General features: G+C 60.7%; 14 protein-coding genes. 5 read left to right on the top strand and 9 right to left on the bottom strand.

Features of this window, described 5'->3' with window-relative positions; all coding sequences use genetic code 11:
* Positions 1–16: 16 nt before the first annotated feature.
* The 5 genes from ACQZ60_RS13095 to ACQZ60_RS13115 form a co-directional block, all read right to left on the bottom strand.
* Positions 17–1,189: a Gfo/Idh/MocA family protein gene (locus ACQZ60_RS13095; protein ID WP_448735405.1), complete on the bottom strand. Its 1,173-nt coding sequence runs from the start codon at positions 1,187–1,189 to the stop codon at positions 17–19.
* Positions 1,190–1,272: 83 nt separating this feature from the next.
* Complete coding sequence (locus ACQZ60_RS13100) at positions 1,273–2,175, bottom strand: sugar phosphate isomerase/epimerase family protein (protein ID WP_142780802.1); 903 nt, start codon at positions 2,173–2,175, stop codon at positions 1,273–1,275.
* 24 nt (positions 2,176–2,199) lie between these two features.
* Positions 2,200–3,021, bottom strand: coding sequence for an ATP-binding cassette domain-containing protein (locus ACQZ60_RS13105; RefSeq protein WP_448735406.1), 822 nt, complete (start codon positions 3,019–3,021; stop codon positions 2,200–2,202).
* A 9-nt stretch (positions 3,022–3,030) separates the two neighbouring features.
* Positions 3,031–4,035 carry an ABC transporter permease gene (locus ACQZ60_RS13110; protein ID WP_031234566.1) on the bottom strand — a complete coding sequence of 335 codons (1,005 nt, stop codon included), beginning with the start codon at positions 4,033–4,035 and terminating at the stop codon, positions 3,031–3,033.
* 107 nt (positions 4,036–4,142) lie between these two features.
* Positions 4,143–5,108, bottom strand: a complete 966-nt coding sequence (locus ACQZ60_RS13115) for a substrate-binding domain-containing protein (RefSeq protein WP_020813501.1) — start codon at positions 5,106–5,108, stop codon at positions 4,143–4,145.
* 148 nt (positions 5,109–5,256) lie between these two features.
* Between ACQZ60_RS13115 and ACQZ60_RS13120 the strand changes: the two genes are divergently transcribed.
* Complete coding sequence (locus ACQZ60_RS13120) at positions 5,257–6,297, top strand: LacI family DNA-binding transcriptional regulator (protein ID WP_020813500.1); 1,041 nt, start codon at positions 5,257–5,259, stop codon at positions 6,295–6,297.
* 9 nt (positions 6,298–6,306) lie between these two features.
* On the opposite strand, the gene soxG is transcribed toward ACQZ60_RS13120, so the two are convergent.
* The 4 genes from soxG to ACQZ60_RS13140 all read right to left on the bottom strand — a co-directional run bounded on the left by soxG (position 6,307) and on the right by ACQZ60_RS13140 (position 11,411).
* Complete coding sequence (soxG, locus tag ACQZ60_RS13125) at positions 6,307–6,855, bottom strand: sarcosine oxidase subunit gamma family protein (RefSeq protein ID WP_020813499.1); 549 nt, start codon at positions 6,853–6,855, stop codon at positions 6,307–6,309.
* Positions 6,848–9,811, bottom strand: a complete 2,964-nt coding sequence (locus tag ACQZ60_RS13130) for a sarcosine oxidase subunit alpha (RefSeq protein WP_448735407.1) — start codon at positions 9,809–9,811, stop codon at positions 6,848–6,850. The genes soxG and ACQZ60_RS13130 overlap by 8 nt, the downstream gene beginning before the upstream one ends.
* The gene (locus ACQZ60_RS13135; RefSeq protein ID WP_020813497.1) at positions 9,808–10,083 is read right to left on the bottom strand and encodes a sarcosine oxidase subunit delta family protein; all 276 of its coding nucleotides are present in this window, start codon (positions 10,081–10,083) and stop codon (positions 9,808–9,810) included. Before ACQZ60_RS13135 ends, ACQZ60_RS13130 begins: the two co-directional genes overlap by 4 nt.
* Before the next feature lie 77 nt (positions 10,084–10,160).
* The gene (locus ACQZ60_RS13140; RefSeq protein WP_020813496.1) at positions 10,161–11,411 is read right to left on the bottom strand and encodes a sarcosine oxidase subunit beta family protein; all 1,251 of its coding nucleotides are present in this window, start codon (positions 11,409–11,411) and stop codon (positions 10,161–10,163) included.
* An 89-nt stretch (positions 11,412–11,500) separates the two neighbouring features.
* On the opposite strand from ACQZ60_RS13140, the gene ACQZ60_RS13145 reads away from it, so the two are divergent.
* The 4 genes from ACQZ60_RS13145 (at position 11,501) to ACQZ60_RS13160 (ending at position 14,916) form a co-directional block, all read left to right on the top strand.
* Positions 11,501–12,475, top strand: a complete 975-nt coding sequence (locus tag ACQZ60_RS13145) for a GlxA family transcriptional regulator (protein ID WP_020813495.1) — start codon at positions 11,501–11,503, stop codon at positions 12,473–12,475.
* Between the two features lie 34 nt (positions 12,476–12,509).
* Positions 12,510–13,190, top strand: coding sequence for a helix-turn-helix domain-containing protein (locus tag ACQZ60_RS13150; protein ID WP_020813494.1), 681 nt, complete (start codon positions 12,510–12,512; stop codon positions 13,188–13,190).
* A 96-nt stretch (positions 13,191–13,286) separates the two neighbouring features.
* Complete coding sequence (locus ACQZ60_RS13155; protein ID WP_035261871.1) at positions 13,287–14,192, top strand: class II glutamine amidotransferase; 906 nt, start codon at positions 13,287–13,289, stop codon at positions 14,190–14,192.
* Between the two features lie 37 nt (positions 14,193–14,229).
* A complete protein-coding gene (locus ACQZ60_RS13160; protein ID WP_448735408.1) occupies positions 14,230–14,916 on the top strand; it encodes a GltB/FmdC/FwdC-like GXGXG domain-containing protein in 687 nt (228 codons plus the stop codon).
* The last annotated feature ends 5 nt before the right edge of the window (positions 14,917–14,921 follow it).

Below are 14,921 nucleotides of genomic sequence, written 5' to 3' on the forward strand. Positions count from 1 at the left end.
CGCGCCCCCAAGCTGGTTAAGCGAAATCGACCCAGGCGGCGCCTGCATCGGCCGAACGGACGCAGTTTTCCAGCCAGCGAACGCCTTCGGTGCCGGCCGTGATGCCGGGATAATGGTGGGTCTTCAGGAAAGCCTTGTCACCGCGATTTGCCGCGTCGATTGCCTGAGCGATCCAGAGATAAATGTTCGACCAGCTATCGCCGAGACCTTCGGTATGCAGCGCGCCCATGCGGTCGATGGCGAGGCTTTCCTGTTCCAGATAGGGCATGCCGTGGTGCAGGATGCGGCCGGGTTCGCCCTGAACCTCGTAGATCAGCTGATCGGGATGGGAATCCGTCCATTCGAGCGACGCCTTGGAGCCGACGAAACGGTAACGCTGCGATCCCATATTGCCGGCATTGACGGAGGAAACCCAGAGGCGGCCGCGTGCGCCATTGTCGTAGTGCATCAGAACGGTGGCGTGATCTTCCAGCGGCGCGCGTGTGGGGATGAAGGCCTTGCGGTCGCAGAGCAGGCGTTCCACCTTCATATGCGGCAGCACGACTTCCGAGAGATAATAGAGATGCGTGCCGATATCGCCCAGCACGAAGGTCGGACCGGCAGTGCGGGGATTGGTGCGCCATTTGACGGCCTCGCCCGCGCCCACATCGTCACCGGCATTGAAACCATGGGTATATTGCAGGTCGACGATGCGGATGTCGCCCAGCATTCCCTTTTTGACCATGGCCGCCATCTGGTGGACGAGCGGATGCCCGGTAAAGCCATAGGTGACGCCGACGATCAGGCCCTTCTGTTCGGCCAGCCGCGCCACCTCATCGCATTCGGCCACGGTGAAGAAAAGCGGCTTTTCGCAGATGACGTGCAGCCCGGCTTCAAGGCAGGCCTTGGTGATCTCGCAATGGGTGAAATTGGGGGTGGCGATGGAGACGACGTCCACGCCGTCTTCGCGTGCCGTCTCGCCGGCAATCAGCGCCTTGTAGTCTGCATAGCAGCGTTCCGCCGCCACGCCGAGATTAACGCCGAAGTCTCTGCCTCTTTCGGCATCGAGGTCGAAGGCGCCCGCAACGAGCTGGTAGTTGCCGTCGCGCAGGGCGCCGGTGCGGTGCTTGTAACCCACCTGTCCCGTGCGTCCGCCGCCCACCATGGCCCAGCGCAGCGGGCGCGAAATCAGTCTTTCTCCGTTGATCATGTCAGTCGTCTTTCCATTTGATGTTGCGAATGGCCGCGGCGGGAGGCGGGGGTCTGCCTCGGGCTCAGCGCCGGTTTGCCGCGTCATTTCTTGAAATAGAGGTCGATGTAGTCCTGCATCTTGGTGCGCATGAACCGGCTCGATTCATCGGCCCTGTCCTCCCAGGCGAAGACGCAGGAGGTCATGATGCCGTCAAAGCCGATTTCGGAAAGCGTGCCGAAGAAATCGTCCCACGGCACTTCACCCTGGCCGATATTGAGATGCTGGTGCACCCGCGCCTGCGTGCCCGGCGGATTGAGGATATAGCGCAGCCCGGAGCTGGCCTTGTGGTTGAAGGTATCCCCCACATGCACATGGGCGAGCACGTCCTTGGCTTCGCGCAGCATCGCCTTGGTGTCGTCGCCGAAATAGAAGGTGTGCGGTGCGCAATAGAGGAACTTGACGTTCTTCGAATTGACGGTGCGGATGATGTCCAGCGCCGGTTGCAGCGTTTCGCACCAGTCTTCCGGATGCGGCTCGACATGCAGGTTGATGTTTTCGCGCTCGAAGATCGGCACCAGTTCTTCCATCGAGCGCCACCAGGCATCCTCGCAGGCCTCGATCATCGAGCCGGTATGGCAGCAGTAGCAGGAACCCTTGTCGGGATGCGGTCCGCGGCCGAATTCGGAGTTCATCGTGTCGACCTCGAGTTCGATGGCGATCTCGATGGCGCGTTTCCAGTGTTTTACCGCCGCCTGCCGTTCGGTCTCGTCATTGGAGGCCCAGCGATACATCGGCAGCAGCGAGGCGATGCCGACATCGGCGTCTTTCAGCGCCTTCTTGAAAGACCTGATCCGCTCGGGAAAGACGCGCGGCGCCTTGAACCATTCGAGGAAATCCGCGCGCGGGCTGAGTTCGATCCAGTCGTAGCCGAGTTCCTTCACTTTGGCCGGAAGCTGATCGAGGCTGGTGAAACGATGCATGTGGGGGTCGATGGCGATTTTCATCGGTCTTGATCCTTGCTTTAAGTCTTAATTCGAGGGTGGCTGCGGCGGATGGCCGTCATGGCTGGCCATGTAATTTTCCACCTCCGCGCCGAGGTCGGCGAGCGCTTCACCGCCGGCCATCAGATCGGTGATTTCCTCGCGGGATTTTTCACCCTTGCGGAAGTTTGCGGCGACCGCGCCGCGAATGAGCACGGCGAAATGGTCGCCGACGGCGATGGCATGGGTGACCTGATGGGTGATGAAGATCACCGCGATGCCCCGCTTGCGCGCCTCCAGCACGATGCGCAGGACGTGGGACGCCTGTTTCACGCCCAGCGCTGCCGTCGGCTCATCGAGGATCAGAACGCGTGCACCAAAATGCACCGCGCGAGCGATGGCGAGCGATTGCCGCTCACCGCCGGAGAGCCCGCCGATCAGGCGGTCGCCGTCATCGATGCGGGTGATGCCGAACTCCTGCACCGCCTTGACGGCGATTTCGTTGGCTTTTTTGCGGTCGTAGATCCGGAAAGGCCAGAAACCTTTGGTCGGTTCCGCGCCGATGAAGAAGGAGCGACCAATGCTCATCAGCGGAAAGGTTCCGCCGAACTGGTGTACGGTGGAGATGCCCATGCGCTGCGCATCGCGCGGCCCGTCGAAATTGACCGGCTTTCCATCCATCAGCACTTCGCCGGAGCTCGGCTGGTAGACGCCGGCCAATGTCTTGATCAGCGTGGATTTGCCCGCGCCATTGTCTCCCAGCAGGCAGAGCACCTCGCCGGCGCGCACTTTCACCGAGATATCGTGCAGAACATCGATCGGGCCGAAGGATTTGTTGACGTTTTTAAGTTCGAGAATGGGTGTCGACATCGTCTTGCCTCACTTCTTCTTCGGCGAATAGGTGAGCGCCATGACGCGGAAAGTGTTGTTCATCAGCACGGCCAGGAGCAGCATGACGCCGATGATGAGGCTCGACCAGTTGCGGTCAAAGGCGGTGAAATAAATGCCCTGATTGACGATGGCGAAGGTGATGGTGCCGAGAAAAATACCGATCACCGAACCGAAGCCGCCGGTCAGCAGCACCCCGCCCACGACGACCGCGATGATGGAGTTGAAGATGAAGGTCATGCCGGCCGAAACCTGGGCGACATTGAACAGGATTGCCTGACAGACCCCGACGAAGGAGGCGCTGACGGAGGAAAGGACGAAAAGCGTCACCGTCAGCTTGTCGGTGGGAATGCCGGCGTTGCGGGCACTCACCCGGTCGCCGCCCATGGCGAAAATCCAGTTTCCGAAGGGCGAATAATGGACATAGAAGATATAGATCGCCGTCAGCAGCAGCCACCAGACGATGCTGACCTGAAAACTGCCGCCGATGAACTGTCCGAACAGGAATTTGGCGACGGGGCCGGATTGGGCAGGGCTCAGCGCCACGCTGGTCGTGCCGGTCAGAAGCACGGAAAAGCCGAGGATCAGACCCTGCACCGCAAACAGCGTGCCGAGCGTGACGATCAGTGAGGGCACCACGGTCCGTATCACCAGAAAGCCGTTGATCAGCCCGACAAGCAACCCAAGGCAAAGCGCGCCGACAATGCCGAGCCAGATCGGCATGCCGTAATAACCGGAGATAATGGCGACCGTCAGCGCGCCGGCTGGGATCATCGCGCCGATGGAAATATCGAGCTCGCCGGAAATCATCAGCAGCCCGACGGGAATGGCGACGATGCCGAGATTGGCGGCGACATTCAGCCAGCTTGCGGCGCCGGCGGGTTTCAGAAAATCGATGCTGCCGAAGATGACGAAGAAGGCAAGAACGAAAACAAGGCCGAGAAAGGCGCCTGATTCCGGGCGGCGCAGAAGGTCGCCCAAAGAGAGATTTTTCACGTCGTTCACTCCAATATTGGCCCTAAGCGCCGAGGGATGATATCCTCTGCCCGTCAAACCCCGATCCCCGGTTTCGCCGGAGATCGGAGGCGGGTACGGATAACCGCTCAGCGCGCTCCCTTGGCGACGCCGGCAAGCGTGGTCTGGATGTTGGATTTGTCGACGATGTTCGGTCCCGTCAGCAGCGGGGCGGTCGGCAGATCGGTTCCGAAATCGATGGCCGAGGCCAGAAGCGTTACCGCCAGCAATGATTGCAGGTAGGGCTGCTGGTCGATTGCAAAACCCTGTGTCCCATCCTTGATCCGGTCGAGGCCGGACTGGTTGAGATCGAAAGTGCCAAGCAGGGCGGTTTCGGTCTTGCCGGCCTGCATGATGCCGATGGCGGCGGAATCCGCATCGCCAGCCGAAATGGTCAGGACGCCGTCGATCTTACTGTCCTGTAGCAATGTCGCCTTGATCGCCTCGGCGACGGCGGTGGCGTCGCCGAAACTGGTGGCGGGAAGCGGCAGTTGCTTGCCGGCGCCGCCGGCCTTGGTGATGCCGTCGATGACGCCCTTGCAGCGCGCCTCCTGATTGGCGGCGCCCGGAACGGTGTTCACGCAGATGACGTTCTTTTTGCCCTGTTTCGCGAAATATTCGCCGCCGGCGACGCCGGCAATATATTCGTCGGAGCCGACATAATTGATCGCGCCGAGTTCCTTGGCCTTTTCGTGCCCACCGGCATTCATGAGAATGACCTTGATACCGGCATTGATGGCTTCCCGGATCGCCGGGTCCTCGCCTTCCGGAACCCAGTTCGGAATGACGAGACCATCGACCTTCTGGCTGATGGCGGTCTGGATCAGCTGCACCACATCGGGCGCGAAATTGTCATAGGTCTGCAAACGCAGGTAATTGACCTTGCCGCCATTCGCCTCGACCACGAGGCGCGCGTCATCGACACCCTTTTTGATGAGGTTCCAGAACGCATCGTCGTTCTTGCCGCCGACAACGGCAATATTGGCCGCGAACGCGCCGGATGCCATCACGAGCGAGATAGTGCCCGTTGCGAGAAATTTCCTGAAAAATGCCATTGCTTCCTCCCTGCCCATTCTCCCGACGGGCCCTAATGACAGGGTGATTTATATCTTTCATTTTCATGGGAATGGAATTTATATTTCATTTAATGTTGCATTTAATATCATTTCATGTCATTCATGAATGATACGATTGTGAGGCGTCATGAACAGACCGACCATTACCGATCTTGCGAAAGCCGCCGGTGTCAGCATCTCCACGGTCAACCGGCTGCTGCACGGTTCGACCGCCGTGCGCCAGGATACGATCGACCAGATACTCAAGGCGGCGGAGGAGATCGGTTTTTATGGTCTCGGCACCATCAAGGACCGTCGCCGCGAGGCCATGCCCCATCACCGGCTCGGCTTTCTGTTGCAGCAATCCCACCGGCCGCTTTACCGGCTTTGGGCGGAAGGGATCGTTGCCGCCGCACGCCAGCGGCCGGATAGCATCATCGAGCCGGATGTCGTTTTCGAGGACGATCTTTCACCGGAGGCCGTGTCCGCCAATCTCTTGAAGATGGGACAATCCTGCGGCGCAATCGCGGTGGTGACGGCCGATCATCCGCTCGTCAGCCAGGCGATCGACGAGCTGCGGGGCAGGGGCGTTCCGGTGGTGACTTACGTATCCGATCTATCGGCGGCAAGTCGCGCGGGCTTTGTCGGCACCGACAGCTGGAAACGCGGCCGCACGGCGGCATGGTTCCTCAGCCAGACGGTAAAGGGCGAGGGCGTGGTCGTGCCGCTGATCGGCAGCAATCGGTATCAGTGCCAGGATGTTTCTGACGCCAGCTTCCGCTCCTATATGCGCGAGAACACACCTGAACTTCAGGTCGCGGAAACGCTGCTGACCCACGAGGAGCCGGAAAATGCCTATGTCATCGTGCGGGATATGATTGCGGCCGAACCGGGCCTTCGGGGGATTTATGTCAATGGCGGCGGCATATCGGGTGTTCTGCGCGCGCTCAGGGAACTGCCTGCCGAGCGGCAGCGCGACATAAAAATCATCTGTAACGATATCGGGCCGGAAACACGAAAAGGCCTCAACGAAGGACTGATCACCGCCTCTCTGCCGCTTCCCCTCGACAGGATGCCGCAGCAATTGATCGACGTGATGTTACGGCGCATCGAGAATGGAGATTCGTCTTCCGTTGAACAGCGGATCGTGCCCTTCGAAATCCTGACGCCCGAAAGCATCTGGACCTGAGCGACACGATCACTGGAATTCGAGGCTCATCCGGGCAAGGTCGTCCCACAGGCTTTCGGCAAAACCGCGCAGTACGATGACTTCGAAGACCTGTCCGTCGACACGGGTGAGGTGGGCGGCGATGTGGCCGATCAGCGTCGCGGCGGAATGTCCCACCGGGAAGGCTGCTAGAGACAGGTCGACCGCCGTGCCTTTGGCCAGAACCCGCTCGGCCATCTTGCCTTCTATGCGGATGCGAACGCGTCCCTGGCTCTGGTCGACACCCGTTGCCTGAGGCTCGAGCGCTGCAAGAAGCGCCTTCATATCGGCATGAGACAAAGGGTGTTCACCGACGATGAACCATTGGCCCGGTGAGACCGCGCGTATATCGCCTTTGGCAAGGTCGCGAAGGCGGGCTTCCAAATCCGTTGCGCCGGGTGCGGCCAGAACGTGGATGATCGCGCCTTCCGGCAGCGGAGAGAGCTTGATGGCGGTGGAGGCAATCGCTCGCTTCGCGCCCAGCACCGGGCGGAGCGTCGGCCGGAAGCCGGATTTGAAGTCAGACTTGAAATCAGACATGGAGTTTCTCGTTTTGAGGATCGACAAAAACCGGGTTGCAAAGGCGGGCTTGGGTAAATTCGTTGCGCAGGCCGTTCCAGACCACGATTTCCTCGCCATGCCGCGCAGGGCCATTCTTGACGAGGGCGAGACCGATGGTCGAACCCAGATGCGGTGAGAAGGCGCTGGAGGTCACATAACCCTGATCGTTCTCCAGCGTTGCCGCGGCCTCCTTCGCAAGAATATGCGAGCCGGTGCGGAAGGACTGTTTTGGATCAAGCGGCACGACGCCGACGAGGCTCGGACGGTTGGCGTCGGAAAGCCCCTCGCGCTCCAGCATCCGTCGGCCGATGAAATCGGCCTTCGCGGTGGAGACCATTTTGCCGAAGCCAAGATCGGCGGGCGCCACCGTGCCGTTGATTTCATTGTGGGTGACATGGCCCTTTTCAATGCGCAGCACGCCAAGCGCCTCGACGCCATAGGGCATGATATTCTCCGCCTCGCCGGCTTCCATCAGGGCATCGGCAACGCTTTCACCGTAACCGGCCGGGACGGCAAGCTCGTAGGCCAGTTCGCCGGAGAAGGAAATCCGGAACAGGCGCCCATGCAGTTGCCCGCCAAACAGGGAGACTTCCCGGGCTGCAAGGAAGGGAAAGGTCTCGTCGGAAATATCTTCATCGACGATCCTCTGGAGAATGGTGCGTGCCTTCGGCCCGGCAATCGCCATCTGCGCCCACTGGTCGGTGACGGAGGCAAGCCGCACATCGAGATCCGGCCAGAGCGCCTGCGCGCAGAATTCAAGATGGTTCATGACGCCCGCCGCATAGGCGGTGGTGGTCGTCATGAAGAAGCGGTTTTCCTCCAGCCGGCTGGTGGTGCCGTCGTCATAGATCATGCCGTCCTCACGCAGCATCAGGCCATAACGCGCCTTGCCGACCGGCAATTTCAGGAAAGCGTTGCAATAAACCCGGTTCAGGAATTCGGCGGCGTCCTTGCCACAGATTTCGATCTTGCCGAGCATCGATACATCGCAGAGCCCGGCATTCTTGCGCACATTCAGAACCTCACGGTCGACGCTTTCCCGCCAGCCGCTTTCGCCTTCGCGCGGAAACCAGGAAGAGCGATACCAGAGACCGGTTTCGACGAAGACGGCCCCGTTTTTCTCGGCCCAGCCATGCAGCGGCGATTTGCGCACCGGCTGGAAATGCTGGCCATGATAGGCTCCGGTCAGTGCGCCGAAGGAGACGGGCGTATAAAACGGCCGGAACGTCGTGGTGCCGACATCCGCCGGGGAGATACCGCGCGCTTCGGCCAGCAGCCCGATGGCGTTGACATTCGAAAGCTTGCCCTGATCCGTCGCCATGCCGTTGGTGGTGTAGCGTTTGGCGAGTTCGACATGGCCATAACCTTCACGGATGGCGAGGCCGAGATCCTTGCGGTGAACGTCGTTCTGGTAATCGACAAAGGCTTTCGCCTTGATGCCGGGGATGGACCAGAGCGGTTTTGCGGGCGGGGCTACGATATCGTTTTCCACCGTGCCGAATGTCGGTGCAGCTGATGCAAAGCCGAGCTCTTGTGCCAGCGCTGCGCCCTTCCGCGCGCCATCCTCAAGGCAGGCGGCGATACCGTTGATCGCGGAAACCGCACCGGCGAGTTCCAGCCCCTTGAGATTGCCGGGTGCCAGAAAAGCGGCATCGTCTTCCGACCAGACCGGCTTGCCGCCGCGATGGCAGGCGAGATGGATGATGGGGCTGAAGCCGCCCGACATGGCCAGCGCATCGACATTCAGGCTCTCCGCGCGGCCATTCGCAAAAACCTCGATGGCGGAAAGCGCCTTGCCGCCCTTGGCATTCGAGACGACGCCACCCTTGATGACGCGCGCCTTGCCTTCGTAGCCCGGATTGCCCTGTTCACGGCTGTCGATGATGGCGGCCAGAGCGACACCCTGCGCCTCCAGATCGCGGGCGAGTGCATAACCGCTGTCATTGGTGGTGAAAATTGCCGTCGCCGTGCCGGGGCTGACGGCATAGTGGTTGAGATAGCTGCGCATGGCGCCGGCCATCATCACGCCGGGAACATCGTTGCCGCCGAAGACCAGCGGCCGTTCTTCCGCGCCGGTGGCAAGCAGCGCTCGTTTGGGGGCGATGCGCCACAGGCGCTCCACGGGCACATGGGCTTTCGGATGTGGCAGATGTTTTTGCACCCGCTCCACCGCACCAAAGACATTGCCGTCATACCAGCCGAAAGCTGTGGTCCGCGTCAGCACCGTCACATTCGGCAGGGCTTCAAGTTCGGCTACGCATTGCGCCGCGAAATCCGGAGCGCTCTTGCCACCGATGGTTGCCGTTTCGGAAAGAAGCCCACCGCCTGCCACGGAATGTTCATCGACAATGATGACGCGCGCGCCGGCGCGTCCTGCGGCAAGCGCTGCGGCCAGACCCGCCGCGCCGGAGCCGATCACCAACAGGTCGCAATGCGCCCAGCATTTGTCATAGGCATCCGGGTCAGCCTCGTAGCTCGCCTTGCCGAGGCCGGCCGCTTTGCGGATGAAGGGCTCATAAACCTTTTCCCAGAAGGCGGCAGGCCACATGAAGGTCTTGTAGTAGAACCCCGCACCGAGGAAGGGAGACAGAAGGCCGGTCAAGGCGCCGATATCGAAATCGAGAGAGGGCCAGCGGTTCTGGCTGCTGGCTTCCAGCCCGGCATAAAGCTCCTGCATGGTGGCGCGGGTGTTCGGCTCCGTGCGGCCGCCGCGGCCGATGGTCATCAGCGCGTTCGGCTCGGCTGCACCCGCCGTCAATATGCCGCGCGGGCGGTGGTATTTGAAACTGCGGCCGACGAGTTTCTGGCCGTTGGCGAGCAGGGCGGAGGCGAGGCTGTCGCCCTCAAAGCCTGACATCGGCTTGCCGTCGAAGGTGAACGAAAGCGGTTTGGAACGGTCGATCAGACCGCCGGTCTTCAGGCGGTTGGCGCTCATGCGTTTGTCACTTTCGTCTTGTCGGCGGCGTCGCGGCAGGCGGATATCTCATGGGTGGCGGTATCGCGGGTGACGACCAGCCAGCGGCGGCAGCCGGATGTGTGGTGCCAATATTCCTCGTAGGCTCCACGCGGATTGTCGCGCAGATAGACATAATCGAACCATTCCTCCGCGCCGGCATCGGCGGCGGGCCTTTGAAGGGCTGCGCCCTTGATGGTGAATTCTTCCCTGGGTCTTGGCCCGCAATGCGGGCAGGGCACGAGACTTGCCATTTCAGATGTCCTTGATCCGCCAGATAGCGGGATGGTGAAAACTGTGAGCGATTTCCGCCTGAAATCCCGCTACAGATTTAGTGAAGGTTGGGCTGGGCGCCCTGGCCCTTTTCATCGATGAGATAACCGCGCCGGAAGCGGTCCAGCCGGAAGGCCGTTGCCGTTTCCTGCGGTGCGCCGCGCGCCAGAAGATGGGCGAAGCAGAAACCGGAAGCGGGCGTCGCCTTGAAGCCGCCATAACACCAGCCGGCATTCAGGTAGAGATTGTCGATCGGGGTCTGGTCGATGATCGGCGAACCATCCATCGACATATCCATGATGCCGCCCCAGGAGCGTAGCACCCGGACGCGCGAGAGCGCCGGTATCATCGCCTTGCCTGCCTCCGCGACATGTTCGACCGTCGCCAGATTGCCGCGCTGGGCATAGGAGTTGTAGCCGTCTATATCGCCGCCGAAGACGAGGCCGCCCTTGTCCGATTGCGAGACGTAAAAATGGCCGGCCCCGAAGGTGACCACGCCATCGATGAAGGGCTTCAGCCCCTCAGACACGAAAGCCTGCAGCACATGGCTTTCGATAGGCAGTTTCAGCCCGGCCATGGCGGCCACCTGCGAGGAATTGCCGGCTGCCGCGAGCGCCAGCTTGCCGCAGCCGATGAAGCCCTTGGCGGTCTCCACACCCACGACCCTGCCGTTTTCGCGGCGAATGCCGGTTACCTCGCAGCCCTGAATGATATCGACGCCGCGGCTGTCCGCGCCGCGCGCATAACCCCAGGCGACGGCATCGTGACGCACGGTGCCGCCGCGTCTTTGCAGCAGGCCGCCCTGCACCGGAAAGCGGGCATTTTCGAAATCGAGAAACGGCAGCATCGCCTTGACTGCGGCGCGGTCCAGCAATTCGGCGTCGACGCCGTGCAGCCGCATCGCGTTGCCGCGCCTTGTATAGGCGTCGCGCTGCGCATCCGAATGATAGAGGTTCAGCACGCCGCGCTGGGAAACCATGGCGTTGAAATTGAAATCCTGCTCCAGCCCTTCCCACAGCTTCATCGAAAGTTCGTAGAAAGGATTGTTACCCGGCAGCAGATAATTAGAGCGAATGATCGTGGTGTTACGGCCGACATTGCCGGAGCCGATATAATTCTTTTCCAGCACCGCGACATTGGTGACGCCGAATTCTTTCGCAAGATAATAGGCCGTCGCCAACCCGTGTCCGCCGCCGCCAACGATGATGACGTCATAATGCGGTTTCGGCGACACGTCCCGCCAGGCGGGTTTCCACGCCTTGTTGCCGAAAAGGCCGTTCTTGAAAATGGAAAAGGCGGAATAGCGCATCTGCGTACCTCGAACGATATCGCGCAAGCTTACCGGCGTCGTGCGAAAGGGAATTGCAAATAAAGGACATAATGATTTAAAAAAGAGACATGACGATCATTGAGCAGAAGAATGTCCAGCGCATTGGTTTCATCCTGGTTCCGAATTTCGCGCTGATGTCCTACGCCTCGGCCGCGGAGCCATTGCGGGCCGCCAATCTGATCGCCGGAACCGATCTTTACGATGTGGTTCCGCTTTCTTTCGATGGCGAGGCCGTCAGAAGTTCTTCCGGCATCATTGTCGGCTGCGAGGCACTCGCCACCGCAGGCGAGAGATGCCACACGATCTTCGTCTGCGCAGGGGGCGGGCCGCAGGATTGGACCATTGCGGAAAATTCCTATGGGATGTTAAGGCGGCTGGCGCGGCAGGGTGTCCGGATCGGGGGCATTTCCAGCGGCGCTTATGTGCTGGCGGCGGCGGGATTGCTGGAAAATCGCGATTTCACCATTCACTGGGAGCATGCGCCGGTGCTGAAAGAGGCCTTCGGCCACCTCACGCCCCGGCAGGCGCGGTTCGTTTTCGATGGAGACCGCATCACCTGCGCCGGCGGCGTCGCGCCCCTCGATATGATGCATGCGATGATTTCGCAGAGAATGGGTGCTCATTTCGCACGGCGTGTCAGCGACTGGTATCTGCACACGGCCGTGGCCGAACCCGGCGCGCCGCAAAGGGGTTCCGCCGCCGAGCGCCATGGCACCAACCATCCGGCCCTGCTGACCGTGCTGGAAAAAATGGAAACGACCATAGAAAGCCCGCTCGACCGGCAGACCATGGCGAAACTGGCGGGAACCAGCGCGCGCCACCTCGACCGGCTTTTCGCAACTCATCTGAAAACGACGTTTCTGGAAACATACCGCGCGATCCGCCTCGATCATGCCCGGCGGCTGCTGGAGCAAAGCCCGCTCTCCATTGCCGAAGTGGCCTTCGCCACCGGCTTCTCGAGCGCCGGGCATTTTTCGGGAAGCTTCAAGGCCCGGTTTGGCCATACCCCAAATACACTGCGGCAAAGATTTCCTCCGAATTAAAATAGTTTTCCTGTAAGGAAGGGAAAACACGATAATGCCGGAGGACCCCATGGCGAAGGATACCACCAAGACCGAAACTGCGCAGTTCCTGTCGCAGGATCCCCATGCCATCCGCGAGCCAAGGGTCAATAATCTGGAAATGGCGATTGGCCATGAGGTGCGCGCCTATCGCAAGAAACTCGGCATCACGGTCACCGATCTTGCATCGGCCACCGGCGTTTCCGTGGGCATGCTCTCCAAGATCGAAAACGGCAATATCTCGCCGTCGCTCACCACGCTGCAGACGCTTTCAAAGGCGCTGGGCGTGCCGATCACGGCCTTCTTTCGCGGTTTTGAGGAACCGCGCAGCGCCACCTTCGTCAAGGCGGGGCAGGGCGTGAATATTGAGCGCAGGGGCACGCGCGCCGGTCATCAATACAGCCTGCTCGGCCATATCGACAACAATACCAGCGGCGTCACCGTCGAGCCCTATCTCATCACGCTGACCAAGGATTCGGACGTGTTCCCGACCTTCCAGCATGAGGGAATGGAGTTTCTCTACATGCTGGAAGGCGAGGTGGTTTACCGCCATGGCGAGCAGCTTTTCACCATGCAGGCCGGCGACAGCCTGTTTTTCGACGCCGATGCGCCGCACGGGCCGGAGGAATTGGTGAAGCTTCCTGCGCGTTATCTGTCGATCATTTCCTATCCGCAAAGGCGACTGGGCAATGACTGATAATTTGCCTTAGAAGAAAAAAATATTCCTGATAGTTGACGGAATGGAATTCCATATGTTAGCCCTTCATTCAGAAACGAATGGAGGTGCCTGTCGATGTGCGGCATTGTTGGACTATTCCTGAAAGACAAAAGCCTTGAACCGCAGCTGGGTCAGCTGCTTTCGGACATGCTCGTCACCATGACCGATCGCGGCCCGGATTCGGCCGGCATCGCGATCTACGGAAGCGCTGCCAATGGCCGGGCGAAAGTGACGATCCAGTCGGGCGATCCGGCCGCCGATTTTTCCGGCCTCGCCGACGCGCTGAAGGAAAGCGGCGTCGATGCCGCGGTCACGGTAAAAAGCACGCATGCTGTTCTCGATATTCCCGCCGAGAAGCTGGATGGTATCCGCGCGGTTCTTTCCGCAATCCGCCCGAATGTGCGCGTGATGGGTTCCGGCGACAGCGTCGAAATCTACAAGGAAACCGGCCTGCCGAAGGATGTCGTCACCCGTTTTGACGTGCGTTCCATGGCGGGCACCCATGGCATCGGCCACACCCGTATGGCGACGGAATCGGCGGTGACGACGCTTGGCGCGCATCCCTTCTCCACCGGCGCCGACCAGTGCCTGGTGCATAATGGTTCGCTTTCCAACCACAATAATCTGCGCCGCGAACTGGTGCGTGAAGGCATGACGTTCGAGACCCAGAATGACTCGGAAGTCGCTGCCGCCTATCTCACCGCGGAAATGGCCAAGGGCAAGGATCTGGGCGAGGCGCTGACCGGCGCGCTCGACGATCTCGATGGTTTCTTCACTTTCGTCGTCGGCACCAAATCCGGTTTCGGCGTGGTGCGTGATCCCATCGCCTGCAAGCCTGCTGTCATGGCCGAGACCGACCAATATGTCGCTTTCGGCTCTGAGTATCGCGCGCTGGTCAATCTGCCCGGCATTGAAAATGCCCGCGTATGGGAGCCGGAACCGGCGACCGTCTATTTCTGGGACCATGAAAAGGCCGCCTGAGACCCGTGATCGGCGCCTGTTTTGAAAGTCATAATCCATGCCAGTTTTCGATCTCTCCCACACGCCGCTACGTGAACTCAACAAGGCGCTCCACGCTCTTTCCTCGGGCGCGAACGACACCGAATTCGAAGTCGTCAATCCGCGCGGCCACCATGCCGTGGCGGTCGGCATCGACAGCCCCGTTACCGTCGATGTGCACGGTTCGGTCGGTTATTATTGCGCCGGCATGAATGATGGCGGCAACGTCACCGTGCACGGCTCGGCCGGGCCGGGTGTCGCTGAGAACATGATGTCCGGCACGGTCGTCATCGAGGGCGACGCCTCGCAATATGCCGGCGCCACAGGCCGCGGCGGGCTTCTGGTCATCAAGGGCAATGCCGCCTCCCGCTGCGGCATTTCCATGAAGGGCATCGATATCGTCGTGAAGGGCAATATCGGCCACATGTCGGCCTTCATGGGCCAGTCCGGCCATCTCGTCGTCTGCGGCGATGCGGGCGATGCGCTTGGCGATTCCCTTTATGAGGCGAAGCTTTTCGTGCGCGGTTCGGTGAAGAGCCTCGGGGCCGATTGCATCGAGAAGGAAATGCGGCCCGAACATCTCGAAAAGCTTGCCGAACTTCTCGACAAAGCCGGCGTCACGGATGTCAGCCCTGACGAGTTCAAGCGCTACGGCTCGGCCCGCACGCTCTACAATTTCAACATCGACAACGCCGACGCGTATTGAGGCGA

The sequence above is a fragment of the Agrobacterium sp. 22-223-1 genome (assembly GCF_053522385.1).

Bases quoted from the DNA above. Each gene is read 5' to 3' on its own strand.
- ACQZ60_RS13150 (WP_020813494.1), top strand. From the start codon at position 12,510: ATGCCGGAGGACCCCATGGCGAAGGATACCACCAAGACCGAAACTGCG.
- ACQZ60_RS13105 (WP_448735406.1), bottom strand. From the start codon at position 3,021: ATGTCGACACCCATTCTCGAACTTAAAAACGTCAACAAATCCTTCGGC.
- ACQZ60_RS13115 (WP_020813501.1), bottom strand. From the start codon at position 5,108: ATGGCATTTTTCAGGAAATTTCTCGCAACGGGCACTATCTCGCTCGTG.
- ACQZ60_RS13145 (WP_020813495.1), top strand. From the start codon at position 11,501: ATGACGATCATTGAGCAGAAGAATGTCCAGCGCATTGGTTTCATCCTG.
- ACQZ60_RS13155 (WP_035261871.1), top strand. From the start codon at position 13,287: ATGTGCGGCATTGTTGGACTATTCCTGAAAGACAAAAGCCTTGAACCG.
- ACQZ60_RS13160 (WP_448735408.1), top strand. From the start codon at position 14,230: ATGCCAGTTTTCGATCTCTCCCACACGCCGCTACGTGAACTCAACAAG.
- ACQZ60_RS13100 (WP_142780802.1), bottom strand. From the start codon at position 2,175: ATGAAAATCGCCATCGACCCCCACATGCATCGTTTCACCAGCCTCGAT.
- ACQZ60_RS13140 (WP_020813496.1), bottom strand. From the start codon at position 11,411: ATGCGCTATTCCGCCTTTTCCATTTTCAAGAACGGCCTTTTCGGCAAC.
- ACQZ60_RS13130 (WP_448735407.1), bottom strand. From the start codon at position 9,811: ATGAGCGCCAACCGCCTGAAGACCGGCGGTCTGATCGACCGTTCCAAA.
- ACQZ60_RS13095 (WP_448735405.1), bottom strand. From the start codon at position 1,189: ATGATCAACGGAGAAAGACTGATTTCGCGCCCGCTGCGCTGGGCCATG.
- ACQZ60_RS13135 (WP_020813497.1), bottom strand. From the start codon at position 10,083: ATGGCAAGTCTCGTGCCCTGCCCGCATTGCGGGCCAAGACCCAGGGAA.
- soxG (WP_020813499.1), bottom strand. From the start codon at position 6,855: ATGTCTGATTTCAAGTCTGACTTCAAATCCGGCTTCCGGCCGACGCTC.
- ACQZ60_RS13120 (WP_020813500.1), top strand. From the start codon at position 5,257: ATGAACAGACCGACCATTACCGATCTTGCGAAAGCCGCCGGTGTCAGC.